This is a genomic window from Flavobacterium sp., from assembly GCF_044373165.1.
GTDB lineage: Bacteria > Bacteroidota > Bacteroidia > Flavobacteriales > Flavobacteriaceae > Flavobacterium.
Window position 1 is genome coordinate 1 of record NZ_JBILQL010000069.1, and the last position, 12,934, is coordinate 12,934.

Genomic DNA, 12,934 nt, shown 5'->3' on the forward strand with positions numbered 1-12,934 from the left:
ACTCCGCGAAAAATCTGGAGATTTCGAGTTTTAAGACTTTATGGTAATAAAAATTCATGATGACCTGACTTAAAATCCAGCCCGAAGTAGAACCTACTATCAATCCCACTGCCCCAAATTTTTCTATTAGAAAATAGCCTAAAATTGTGCCGAGTACAATTAGCGTGATATAAGTGATGGCTTTAAAAGAGAACAAACTTTTGGATTCTAAAATGGAATTGGCAAAAGATTGCACCAAAGGCAAAGTATAAGAAAACATAATAATCAAGGCAATCAACCAAGAACTTTGATAGGTTGGTCCTACCCAAAGCAAAATAAACTGTTGCCCGTAAAGCAAGAACCCCCCAAGTATCATTAAAAGGGTAATCAGTGAAAAGCGTCCGATACGTACCATCATTAAGGTAAGCTCTTCTCCACTGGCTTCAAAAGCTGTCATTTGGGTTGCTCGGGGTAAAAAAACACTGGATATGGCTGTTGAAAATGCACCGTAATACGTCCCTAACATTATTCCAACGCCGTAAATGGCTACCGCGGTAGTTCCGGAAACCACACCTAAAATCACCTGACCCGATTGCCATTGGAACTGTCCCATAATAGCAAACACAAAAATCCAAAACGAGTAATTGAATATTTCGCGAACCAAAGTAAAATCAACTTCATGAAGTTTAAATTTGACTTGTAACTTATAAAAAATATAAAAAGCATTAATCCCAATTACCAGCAAATTAATTACCGTATCTAAAACCACTATGGATATAGCATCTCCACCCCAAACAAGAATAGCAACTAAAAGTAAAGAACGAACTAAGTACTTCACTATGTTCAACATCCTAGGAAATACAAAATGCTCATAAGCATTCGCAATGGCTGAAAAGGCTCCACCAGGTAACGTAATCGTAAGATTGAAAATCAAGATGCCAAACATGACTTTGGCCTTGTGGAGTTCGCTTGACGTTAATTTAGTAAAAACCGTCTCCAAATGAAAATACAGAAATACGCCAACCGCTAAAATTAAAGAGGCAATTATGGTGTAAATCAGCATAGTGGTGGCCAAAAAATTCTCTTCCCCTTTTCGGTCTTCCAAGGCGCGGTATCTGGCAACGAAACGCACTATTGCATTGTTAAGACCAAAATCTAAAATACTGATATAGCCAATAAGCGATCCGATTAAAGTGTACAAACCGTACTCGGAATCACCTAACTTTTGAATCATAAAAGGAGTTAAAACTAACCCGATGCCATTGGTTAAGATGATGGTGACATAGGATAAAATGGCTCCTTTTTTCAGTTGACTCATTCCTTGTTTTGTTTATGAATACTGCTTTTCGTAATAGCTTTGGTAAGCGCCTGAGGTGACATTTTTCAGCCAAGTTTCATTAGCCAAATACCAATCGATGGTTTGGGATAAACCTTCTTCAAAAGTTACGGAAGGTTTCCAACCCAATTCGGTGTTGATTTTAGAAGCATCGATGGCATAGCGCAAATCGTGTCCCGGACGGTCTTTGACATAAGTAATCAACTTTGCCGAATCACCGGGTTTTCTGCCTAATTTTTCGTCCATTTTCTCACACAACAGCTTTACCAGATCGATATTTTGCCATTCGTTGAAACCGCCAATATTATAGGTTTCATGATTTTTGCCTTGGTGGAAAACCAAATCGATGGCCACGGCATGGTCTTTTACAAACAACCAATCGCGGGTATATTTACCGTCACCGTACACCGGCAAAGGTTTGTTATTGATGATATTATTAATGAACAACGGTATTAATTTTTCCGGGAAATGGTTCGGTCCGTAATTGTTGGAGCAATTGGTAATTACATAGGGCAATCCGTAAGTTTCCCCATAGGCCCTCACAAAATGGTCGGAACTGGCTTTAGAGGCTGAATACGGAGAATTCGGGTCGTAAGGCGTGGTTTCGGTAAACAAACCGGTGGCGCCTAAACTTCCGTAGACTTCATCGGTACTCACATGGTAAAAACGTTTGCCTTCGGTCTTATCTTTCCAAATGGTTTTAGCCGCGTTGAGCAAGTTCATCGTACCGAAAACATTGGTTTTTACAAAAGCCAGCGGATCGGTAATGGAACGGTCTACGTGCGATTCGGCGGCCAAATGAATGACACCGTCAAATTGGTAATGATGGAACAAATGATTGATAAAATCGGCATCAACAATATCGCCTTTGATAAAAGTATAATTGGGACTATTTTCAATATCGGCAATATTTTCTAAATTTCCGGCGTAGGTCAAGGCATCCAAATTAACAATCTGGTAATCTGGATAATTTTGCACCAATCTTCTCACGACATGGGAACCGATAAATCCGGCGCCACCGGTTATTAAAATCTTTTTATTCACGAGTGTACTGTATAAAAATGGATGAAGACTACAAACGTCCGTCGGCTTGCTCTTTTAAAATACCTTTGACATCAAACAAAACACCATGGCTGTTTTTGAGTTTTGAAAAATCAATTTCGGTAAACTCTTGGTGTGCCACTCCTAAAACGATAGCATCAAAAGTAGCAGTAGGCAATTCGCTTACTGTACTTAAACCATATTCGTGTTTCACTTCTTCCGGTTTTGCCCAAGGATCAAAAATGGTTACTTCGATACCGTAATCTTCTAAAGCACGAACCACGTCGACTATCTTAGTATTTCTAACATCAGGACAGTTTTCTTTAAAAGTAATGCCCAGCATTAACAACTTGGCTTTGTTGATAGTCACTCCTTTTTTAATCATCAACTTCACCACTTGAGAAGCCACGTATTCTCCCATGCTGTCGTTTAAACGTCTTCCGGCCAAAATAATTTCGGGATGATAGCCTTTTTCTTGGGCTTTTTGAGCCAAATAGTAAGGATCAACTCCAATACAATGGCCACCAACCAAGCCCGGTTTGAACGGCAAGAAATTCCATTTGGTACCGGCAGCTTCTAAAACGGCATGGGTATCAATTTCTAATAAATTAAAAATTTTGGCCAATTCGTTGACAAAAGCAATATTGATGTCGCGTTGCGAGTTTTCGATTACTTTGGCTGCTTCCGCTACTTTGATGGAAGGGGCTAAATGGGTACCGGCCGTGATAACAGATTTGTATAATTCGTTAACTATTTGTCCTATTTCAGGCGTTGAACCCGAAGTTACCTTTAGGATTTTCTCAACGGTATGTTCTTTATCACCCGGATTAATTCGCTCCGGTGAATAGCCTGCAAAAAAATCGGTGTTGAATTGTAAACCACTCACTTTTTCTAAAACCGGAATGCATTCTTCTTCGGTTACTCCGGGATAAACAGTTGATTCATAGATAACGATATCACCCTTCTTGAGTACTTTTCCAACAGTTTCACTGGATTTGTACAAAGGCGTTAAATCGGGTCTGTTGTTTTTATCTACCGGTGTCGGAACTGTAACGATATAGATGTTACAGCTTTTTATATCTTCAATATTGCAGCTGCAATACAGTCCGTTTGCCGCTCCGGGTTGGGCAACCAAAACTTGTTTCAGCAGGTCTTCACTCACTTCCAAAGTAGCATCAACACCCGAATTGAGTTCGTTGATTCGGTTTTGATTGATGTCAAATCCAATTACAGGATATTTGGTAGCAAACAATCTGGCTAATGGTAACCCTACATATCCTAATCCTATTACAGCAATTTTAGTATTCATAAAAATATTATCTGATTGTGGTGTATTGCAAAGGCCACAAAGTTAGTTATTTAATTAAGAACCAATAGATTGGTAAACAAATCCTATGGCTTTCATCTTTTCGGCATCTAAAAGATTTCTTCCGTCGAAAACAAAAGCAGGCTTTAACATGCTATCATATATTTTTTGCCAATCGTAATCTTTAAACTCATCCCATTCGGTTAGAATGGCAATGGCATGGGCTTCGTTACAAGCCTCATACGGGTTATCAAAAGATGCCATGTATTTGGCATTTTGTTCCGGTGTTCTGGTCTCTAAATAATCCAAATCAGCCATCACTTGTTTGTGTTCTACTTTGGGATCATATAAAGCAATTTTAGCTTGCTCATTGATTAAGTCATCGGCTACATAAATGGCGGCAGATTCTCGGGTATCGTTAGTGTCTTTTTTGAAAGCCCAGCCCAAGAAAGTGATTTTTTTACCCGAAACCGTGTTGTAAAGGGTTTGGACGATGTTCTTGGAAAAGCGTCTTTTTTGATGGTCATTCATGATGATGACTTGCTCCCAATAATCGGCTACTTCATTTAAACCAAAGGCTTTGGAAATATAAACCAAATTCAAAATGTCTTTTTGAAAACAAGAACCACCGAAACCTACCGAAGCTTTTAAAAATTTCGAACCGATACGACTGTCCATTCCGATGGCTTTAGCGACTTCGCTGACATTGGCTTCTGTTTTTTCACACAATTCTGATATGGCATTGATGGAAGATACCCTTTGTGCTAAGAAAGCGTTAGCGGTTAACTTGGAAAGTTCAGAAGACCAAACATTGGTTTTCAAAATTCTCTCTCTTGGCACCCAATGGGCATAAACATCCACCAAAGCATCGATAGCTTTTTGGCCGTCGGGTGTGGTTTCACCTCCAATTAAAACCCTATCCGGATGCAATAAATCTTGTACAGCGGTTCCTTCGGCTAAAAATTCGGGATTGGAAAGAATTTGAAATTTAACCCCGTTTCCGGTATTGTCTAAAATACTTTTTAAAGCTTCAGCGGTTCTGACAGGTAAAGTAGATTTTTCAACAATAATCTTATCATTGGTAGCTACTTTAGCAATTTGTCGGGCACATAATTCTATGTGTTTTAGATCAGCGGCCATTCCTTTTCCGGTTCCGTAAGTCTTTGTAGGCGTATTAACTGATATAAAAATTAGATCAGCTTCGTCGATAGCTTTGTCTACATTGGTTGAAAAGAAAAGGTTTCGTCCTCTTGCCTTGCCAACAATTTCATTTAAACCCGGTTCGTATATCGGAATATTATCCACATTTTCATCGTTCCAGGCAGCAATCCTTACTTCATTTAAATCGACAACCGTGACTTTTATATGTGGACACTTTTCGGCAATAACTGCCATTGTTGGTCCTCCGACATATCCGGCACCGATACAACAAATATTCGTTACTTTCATTCTCAATATTATTTCTATTCTTTTTTTAAATTATCCCAATACCAAGCCACTGCAGCTTTTAAACCTTGTTGGAATGAAAATTTGGGATGATAATTCAGTAATCTTTGGGCTTTTTCTATACTCGCCAAGGAATGTGGAATATCGCCTATTCTGTTAGGTCCGTGCACTACTGCTACATTGGCTATCTCGGCATCAAATTCTGATAAAAACAATTTCAAAAAATTGACCATATCATTTAAGGTAGTTCTGTCACCGAAAGCGGTATTGTATACCGTATTGATGGCTGACGGATTTTGAGTTGTCATTGCCAACTCATTCATTTGAATTACATTGTCTATATAGGTAAAATCCCTCGAATAATTTCCGTCACCATTAATCACCGGACTTTCGTGTTGCATGAATTGCATAACAAATTTAGGGATGACTGCAGCATAGGCACCGTTAGGATCTTGTCTTCGACCGAAAACATTAAAATAGCGCAACCCTATAGTTTCCAAACCATAAGTCTTGGCAAAAATATCGGCATATAACTCGTTTACATATTTTGTAATGGCGTATGGCGAAAGCGGCTTTCCAATTACTTCTTCCACTTTAGGCAAACTTTCAGAATCCCCGTAAGTAGAAGAGCTGGCAGCATAAATAAAACGTTTAACTCCGGCATCTCTTGAAGCGACTAACATGTTCAAAAAACCACCAACATTGACATCATTGCTGGTGATAGGATCATTAATAGAGCGAGGAACTGAACCTAAAGCGGCTTGGTGCAAAACATAATCTACACCAGCAACTGCCGCATTACAAGTGTTTAAATCTCTGATGTCACCTTCGATTAATTTGAAATTTTTGTTAGCTAAAAAAGGCTCAATATTGTAACGATGTCCGGTAGCAAAATTATCCAAGCAAGTTACTCGATATCCTTTTTCTAAAAAATATTCACAAAGATTAGAGCCTATAAACCCTGCTCCACCAGTTATTAAAACAGCTGTATTAGTAGAACTCATCATGCTTTATTTTTTGAAGAGTTTATATTTCAACTTAGCAAAGAATCCTCTTGGTTCATCGTCTTCGTGATACCCATTTGAATAGCCGTAACCATAGCCATAACCGTATCCGTATCCGTAGCCTGTTCCGTATTTGGCTTTATTTTCATAACCGTTGAATACGATGCTGATGTTATTCAACTCACCTCGCTTGGTTCGGTTGTTTAACAAGGTCAACATTTCTTTCTTGGTGAAATTTTGTCTTACTATGTAAAGCGTTACATCACTGTACTGCGCCAGCTCCAAAGCATCGGAAACCAAACCTACAGGCGGTGTATCCAGGATAATATAGTCGTATTTCTTTTTCAAGTTTTCAATCATTTCTTTCATTGATTCCCCTAAAATCAACTCTGATGGATTAGGAGGAATTGGACCGGAAGTGATGACATCCAAATAAGGAATGTGGGTTTTTTGAATTACTTCATCAAGCGATTTTTGACCGATTAAGTAATTCACAGCTCCAATATCGTTGCGGATATTAAAGTCGTCAAAGATTTTCGGTTTGCGTAAATCGAGACCTAAAATAATGGTTTTCTTTTCGCTCAAGGCAAAAACTGTTGCTATATTAATAGAACAAAATGTTTTACCTTCACCGCTGACTGAAGAAGTTAACATGAGTGTTTTGGCACCTTCAGAAGTTTGCTTCTTGTATAAAAACTGTAATGAAGAACGAATAGCACGAAAAGATTCGGACAAGGCAGATTTTGGTCGCTCGAAAACAGATAAATTTGATTCGGTATACTTCACACCTACTATCCCGATTAATGGAATTTGTGTTATCGCTGAAATGTCGTCAATGTTTTGAATGGCATTACTGATAAAGAAGATGAAGAAAACAATTACCAATGGAATAAAAAGGCCGATAAAGAAGGCCATTACATAATTCACAGCCGTTTTTGGTCCTAATAAACCACCTCCAACATCTTTAGCCGGATCGATAAACTGGATGTCGGATAAGTTGGCTGCTTTTACAATAGAGGCTTCACTTCTTTTTTGCAAATAAGTATTGTAAATATTATTGCTCAAATCGTATTTGCGAGAAATGCTTAAATAGGCCTGATTAGTTACCGGCAACTTTTTCACTTCGTTTTCCAACTGACTGATTTTGAAATCAACCTGTTTCAAATCGTATTGCAAAGCATTTTTAAGTGAGTTGGCATTTTCCAGCAAAACCTTTTTAACCGATTGAATCTCGTTATCAATTCTTTCGTAAAAGATATTTCCTTTAGTGGAATATACCATATTGGCTCTTTCTATAGACAAGGCAATTAATTTGGAAACATTATTAACAATATTCGGTTCTTCGATACCGGCTACTGTTGGCGCGGGTAATTTTGAAAAATCTATGCTACCGTTTAAATAATTTTTAAGAGAACTTAAATAGGCTAATTTTCGCTCTACTTCTTGTTTTTTAAAGTCGTTGCTGGACAAAAGTTGTTTGAAATTGGCTCCTTTGTCTTCTATGTCCAGGATATTGTTGCTCTGACTGAAATCCTTTAGCTCATCGCCTGAATCTTTGAGTTCGCCTTCCATTTTCAATAAAGTCTCATCAATAAACGCAATGGTATTGTCGGCAAACTTGTTTTTTTGCTCCAATTGTCTTTCAATCAATTTTAAAACTGTCGCATTCAAATAGGCTACCATTCGCTCTTTGTTGGTGCCTTGCATACCTAAACGAATAATTGATCCGGCTCTTACATCGATTTCTACTTCCAAGCCTTTGTAAGACGTTACCGTTTCATCAAAAGAATTAAAACGAACTAAAACCTCTTTGCCGATATAGCCCGTGGGTAATTTGGTCAATTCTAGTTTCCAATTCAAGAATGGCAAATCCACTTGTTGTCCAACACGGTATTTTTTTACAATTTCTGTCTCAAAAACGGGAATATTGGTGACCGCATTCTCGGAGTATTTGATGACATTGGTAGTATTTGAAGGAATTGAAACTGCTATTTGATAGGTGTCAGAGGAAAGCATTTTAACTTTGATAAACTGCTCCAATAACTGATTCTTGGTTTTATCGATAGTGACTTTAAACGGTATTTGACCGTAAACATCTTTGAGGTAATAATCGGTTTTGATAAAGTAATCGGTATAAAACTGAAGTTCATCTACAACCATTTCGTTATGCGATCTGGATTTTAAGGTGGTAGAAATCATTTGAACTTTATCGGATGTCCCGCCCCAGTTGAAAACCAAACTGGTATTTGAGGTAAAGAAAGGATTATTTTCCTCTTTAACAGCGATGGTAGTTCCTATTCCGTAGATCTTCTGTTTTCTGACATTGACCTGATGCGCAATAGAAAATGTGATGGTTAATGAAATTAAAAACCATTTCCAATAGCTGACAATTTTGATTAAAAAACTCTTAAAATCAAAACTATTTTGTTTTTCGAAAAAAGAAAAATCTTTAATATCCAGCATGAATAGTAGGTTTAATTTCTAAGTAATAAAAAAGTAGTGGTAGCCAATGACAATATAGAGATAACAGTAGACAACGACTCTATACCCGTTTTTCCGGTACCCCATGTTTTTTGTTTAACAGGATTGACCAAGATGTAATCATTAGGTTGAAGATTATAAGCTACAGAATTAATAGCATTAGCATCCGTGAGGTCAATTGTGTAAGTATTGTTGCCGGTTTGAGTTCTTCTAATTACTTTAACATCTTTACGATTACCTGTAATGGTAATGTCACCGGCATTAGCCACTGCTTCCAATAAGTTTACCCGATCTTGATAGAGCACTTTAGTTCCGGGATTATTGACTTCACCATTGATGGTGTATCTGAATCCGGCTAATTTGACTACAGCAAAAATACCGGCCTCTTTGTTAAAATACTCTTTTAACAATCTTTCTTCTATAGTAATTCTTACTTCTTCCAAGGTTCTTCCTAAAACATTAATATCACCCAAAATAGGCAGTCTGATATTTCCATGATCGTCTACAGCATAACCATTAAAATAACTGATTAATTCATTTCCACCCAATTGATTTTGAACGTTAACATTAAAAATTTCTACAAATTTAGGATCTATGGCCTTGATGTTGATGTTGAGAATGTCGTTAATTTGGAGTCTGTAGGGCTTTAAAACAACAGGCTCAACTTGCTGACTTGGAGCATTTTTATTATTTTCTTGCAGGTAAATCAAGTCTTTGGTTGGAATACAAGAAGTAAAAAATAAACTAAAAAAAAAGAGTATATATAAAGTGATTCTGTTCATTACTTTTAGAAAAAATTAGCAAGCAAAGATAGTTTTTCAATTCTAATTACAAAAATGTAGCTTACTTTATTTTACTACATATTTTTTAAGGAATTTTCAAACGGAATTCTGTTCAAAATACTGCGTCCCAACGTTATTTCATCGGCATACTCGAGCTCATCTCCAACGGCAATTCCGCGAGCAATAGTAGAAATTCTTACTTCACAATCTTTGATTTGTTTAAAGATGTAAAAATTGGTTGTATCACCTTCCATAGTTGAGCTTAACGCAAAAATCAACTCCTCTGTTTGACCGTTTTTTACTTTTTCAACTAACGAATTGATATTGAGCTGACTAGGCCCAATTCCATCGATAGGCGAAATCTTACCGCCTAAAACATGGTAGATGCCTTTAAATTGATTGGTATTTTCAATCGCCATCACATCGCGTACGTCCTCTACTATGCAAATAATTTTGTGGTTTCTTGACGGATTGTTACAAATTTCACAAACTTCAACATCGGCAATATTGTGACAAGATTTGCAAAACTTAATTTCATCTCGCATAGTCGTTAAGGCTTGCGACAAAAATTGGGTTTGTTCAGCCGGCTGCTTGAGCAAATGCAACACCAATCGCAAAGCCGTTCGCTTACCTATACCGGGCAATTGCGCCATTTCGTTTACTGCTTTTTCTAAAAGTTTTGAAGAAAATTCCATGAGGCAAAAGTAATCAATTTGAAAATTAGTCAATTTGAAAATTTGAAAATGTTAGATTTGTTTTTAAACCACATTTTATTATTCAATTAAATAATTTTCAAATCTCCAAATTTTCAAATTGACACATTAATTTTTGTATTTTGGCTGACTGTAAAACCAAAACCTATGACGCCAACCACCATATTGATTATCATTGTTATCTATTTCGGATTATTGATTTTGATTTCGAATTTAGTCAGTAAAAAAAGTGCCGATAACGACACTTTTTTCAAAGCCAATAAGAACTCTAAATGGTATTTGGTGGCGTTTGGTATGATAGGCACAGCGTTGTCGGGCGTGACGTTTATTTCGGTTCCGGGTGAAGTTGGGAATCCCGATTTGCAGTTTAAATACTTTCAATTTGTTTTAGGGAATGCCATTGGTTTTTTAATCATTGCCAAAGTCTTATTACCGCTGTATTACCGTATGAACTTGACCTCGATTTACAGTTATATCGAGCAGCGATTGGGTACAATAAGTTATAAAACGGCGGCTTCGATTTTCTTAATCAGTCGCACGATTGGTTCGGCTTTCCGATTGTATTTGGTGGTGATTGTACTGCAACGTTACGTTTTTGATGCGTTCAACATTCCGTTTGCAATGACCGTTTTGATTTCGCTGGGATTAATCTTTGCTTATACTTACCGTGGCGGTTTGAAAACAATTATTATTACTGACACTCTGCAAACGTTCTTCTTGGTTTCCTCGGTGTTTTTGACCATTTATTTTATATGCGACAGTGTGGATTTTGGCGCTTTACAAGCTTTTGAAGCGGTTAAAGAAAGTAATTATGCTAAGATTTTCTTTTTTGAAGATTTCTTGAAAGGCCAATATTTTTGGAAACAGTTACTTGGCGGTATCTTCGTGACCATTGCTATGGTTGGTTTGGACCAAGATTTAATGCAAAAGAATTTAAGCTGTAAAAACATAGGCGAAGCCCAAAAAAACATGTTCACTTTTACCGGCATTTTTGTACTGATTAATATTTTCTTTTTGAGTGTTGGTGCTTTGTTGTACTTGTATGCCGAGAAAAACGGCATTGCTGTTCCGATGGTTGACGGTGTGGCGCGAACCGATTTATTGTTTCCGGAAATTGCTTTTAACCATTTAACTATAGTTCCGGCGGTAGTTTTTTTATTGGGGTTGACTGCTGCGACTTTTGCTACAACGGATAGTGCGTTGACAGCTTTAACAACTTCCTTCTGCGTGGATTTTTTGGGCATGGATAAAGCCGAAAATCAAAACAAACCTAATATTGTCAGAACACGCCATTTGGTGCATGTTGGCTTTTCGTTTTTGATGTTTTTGGTGATTGTCTTTTTTAATGCTGTGAATGATGCTTCGGTGGTGAAAATGATTTTTAAAATTGCTTCTTACACTTACGGACCGCTTTTGGGGTTGTATGCCTTTGGCTTGTTTGTGAAATCGAAAACGGTTCACGACAAGTTTGTGCCGTTGGTTTGCATAATCGCACCGGCAATTTGCTTTTTTATCAGTAAGTATTCGGCCGAATTGTTAGGAGATTATGTGTTGGATAACGAACTGATTATCGTTAACGGTTTGATCACTTTTATCGGATTGCTAATGATTAGCAAACCGGCGACCGAAAACACCCGATATTAAAATGGATTCCTAATTAGCCCTGATTGGAGTCTCGTTTTTTGGAACGAGACGGAAAGCAGGAACACGGACCGCAAATTCGCCCGAACCATTCGCTCCTAACTTTATTAAGCACCGTCTGACGAAATGAATTAGTACTGATTAGTAGCCAATAAAACCAGCGTACAAGCCACTTCTACCTTGATGCCGTTGCTTTGTAACAATTGGTAAAACTCGGGGTTTTCGGTTCCGGGATTGAAAATGACGCGTTTGGTTTTGGTTTCGATAATGTAGTTGTAATAATCGCGTTGGCGTACCGGATTTAGGTATAAAGTCACCGTATCGATGTTCTTTAACGGAATAGATTTGGTGTAAATTTTGACACCGGCTACTTCACCGGTATTTTGACCAATAGCCAATACTGTATGCCCTTTTTCGACTAACATATTGATGGCTTTGAAAGCGTACCTTTCGGGTTTGGTTGTAGCACCGAGCACTAGTGTTTTCTTGTTTTTCATGGCGCAAATTTAACGAATAATGTTGTTAAATTAACGCATACTTTTAATCTTTACCTATCTTTGTGACCGATTAGAATTATTAAAAATGGAAATCTTTCTGAATACTTTTTTTGTCCTTTTGGGTGCTTTGTTCTCGGTTTTAAACCCAATAGGCGCTATTCCGTTCTTTGTGGGTTTGACACAAGACTATTCTAAAACAGAACGTTCGCGGGTGTCGTTATTGACCGCTGTCAATGTTGGTATCATTTTACTAATCTCTTTTTTTGTCGGCGAATATGTTTTGAGTTTTTTTGGAATTACCATTTCGGCGCTTAGAATTGCCGGTGGGATTTTGATTGCCAGCTCTGGTTTTGGGTTGCTCAATGCCAATCCGAAGAAACGAAAAGGAATCAGCAAAGAAGTGGAAGAAGATTTACAAAACAGAAGTTCAATTGCGCTGACGCCTTTGGCGATGCCTATGTTGGCCGGTCCGGGTTCGATTTCGTTGTTAATTGCTTTTAACCAAGACCATCATTCTACGCCGGAAATTTTGTCTTCAGTATTTTCCATTATTATAGTGTCGTTGTTGATCTTTTTAATTTTGAGAAGCGCGCATTATTTGGCTAAATACTTGGGCGCTTCAGGCATTGTAGCCATTTCTAGAATTGTTGGCTTTTTGACTGTTGCCATTGGGATTCAGTATATTATTAGTGCGGTTTTGAGTATCAT

General features: G+C 37.6%; 11 protein-coding genes. 2 read left to right on the forward strand and 9 right to left on the reverse strand.

The window, feature by feature from the left end; translation table 11 throughout:
* From ACIQ32_RS09150 to recR, 8 genes are all read right to left on the reverse strand, one after another.
* A partial coding sequence (locus tag ACIQ32_RS09150) for an oligosaccharide flippase family protein (protein WP_396195387.1) occupies positions 1–1,297 on the reverse strand: 1,297 nt, incomplete at its 3' end.
* Between the two features lie 12 nt (positions 1,298–1,309).
* Entirely contained in the window at positions 1,310–2,359 is a 1,050-nt protein-coding gene (gene rfbB / locus ACIQ32_RS09155; protein ID WP_396195388.1) for a dTDP-glucose 4,6-dehydratase, read from the reverse strand.
* Positions 2,360–2,387: 28 nt separating this feature from the next.
* Positions 2,388–3,665: a nucleotide sugar dehydrogenase gene (locus ACIQ32_RS09160; RefSeq protein WP_396195389.1), complete on the reverse strand. Its 1,278-nt coding sequence runs from the start codon at positions 3,663–3,665 to the stop codon at positions 2,388–2,390.
* Positions 3,666–3,719: 54 nt separating this feature from the next.
* A complete protein-coding gene (locus tag ACIQ32_RS09165; protein ID WP_396195390.1) occupies positions 3,720–5,111 on the reverse strand; it encodes a UDP-glucose 6-dehydrogenase in 1,392 nt (463 codons plus the stop codon).
* Between the two features lie 14 nt (positions 5,112–5,125).
* Positions 5,126–6,115, reverse strand: a complete 990-nt coding sequence (locus ACIQ32_RS09170) for an SDR family oxidoreductase (protein ID WP_396195391.1) — start codon at positions 6,113–6,115, stop codon at positions 5,126–5,128.
* A 3-nt stretch (positions 6,116–6,118) separates the two neighbouring features.
* Positions 6,119–8,575, reverse strand: coding sequence for a polysaccharide biosynthesis tyrosine autokinase (locus ACIQ32_RS09175; protein ID WP_396195392.1), 2,457 nt, complete (start codon positions 8,573–8,575; stop codon positions 6,119–6,121).
* 11 nt (positions 8,576–8,586) lie between these two features.
* On the reverse strand, positions 8,587–9,375 hold the full coding sequence (locus ACIQ32_RS09180) for a polysaccharide biosynthesis/export family protein (RefSeq protein WP_396195393.1): 789 nt from the start codon (positions 9,373–9,375) through the stop codon (positions 8,587–8,589).
* 74 nt (positions 9,376–9,449) lie between these two features.
* Entirely contained in the window at positions 9,450–10,070 is a 621-nt protein-coding gene (recR, locus tag ACIQ32_RS09185; RefSeq protein ID WP_396195394.1) for a recombination mediator RecR, read from the reverse strand.
* Between the two features lie 165 nt (positions 10,071–10,235).
* Here recR and ACIQ32_RS09190 point away from each other — a divergent pair, with 165 nt between their 5' ends.
* Entirely contained in the window at positions 10,236–11,732 is a 1,497-nt protein-coding gene (locus ACIQ32_RS09190) for a sodium:solute symporter (RefSeq protein ID WP_396195395.1), read from the forward strand.
* Between the two features lie 128 nt (positions 11,733–11,860).
* Here the strand turns inward: ACIQ32_RS09190 and ACIQ32_RS09195 are convergent, their stop codons facing one another.
* Positions 11,861–12,226 (reverse strand): CoA-binding protein, encoded by a 366-nt coding sequence (locus tag ACIQ32_RS09195; RefSeq protein ID WP_396195396.1) that lies wholly within the window; start codon positions 12,224–12,226, stop codon positions 11,861–11,863.
* A 97-nt stretch (positions 12,227–12,323) separates the two neighbouring features.
* Here ACIQ32_RS09195 and ACIQ32_RS09200 point away from each other — a divergent pair.
* Positions 12,324–12,934: MarC family NAAT transporter (locus ACIQ32_RS09200; protein ID WP_396195397.1), on the forward strand; the 611-nt coding region annotated here is incomplete at its 3' end.

Excerpts from the sequence above, each read along its gene's own strand:
- ACIQ32_RS09175 (WP_396195392.1), bottom strand. The coding sequence starts at position 8,575 with ATGCTGGATATTAAAGATTTTTCTTTTTTCGAAAAACAAAATAGTTTT.
- ACIQ32_RS09160 (WP_396195389.1), bottom strand. The coding sequence starts at position 3,665 with ATGAATACTAAAATTGCTGTAATAGGATTAGGATATGTAGGGTTACCA.
- ACIQ32_RS09165 (WP_396195390.1), bottom strand. The coding sequence starts at position 5,111 with ATGAAAGTAACGAATATTTGTTGTATCGGTGCCGGATATGTCGGAGGA.
- ACIQ32_RS09170 (WP_396195391.1), bottom strand. The coding sequence starts at position 6,115 with ATGATGAGTTCTACTAATACAGCTGTTTTAATAACTGGTGGAGCAGGG.
- recR (WP_396195394.1), bottom strand. The coding sequence starts at position 10,070 with ATGGAATTTTCTTCAAAACTTTTAGAAAAAGCAGTAAACGAAATGGCG.
- ACIQ32_RS09190 (WP_396195395.1), top strand. The coding sequence starts at position 10,236 with ATGACGCCAACCACCATATTGATTATCATTGTTATCTATTTCGGATTA.
- ACIQ32_RS09195 (WP_396195396.1), bottom strand. The coding sequence starts at position 12,226 with ATGAAAAACAAGAAAACACTAGTGCTCGGTGCTACAACCAAACCCGAA.
- ACIQ32_RS09180 (WP_396195393.1), bottom strand. The coding sequence starts at position 9,375 with ATGAACAGAATCACTTTATATATACTCTTTTTTTTTAGTTTATTTTTT.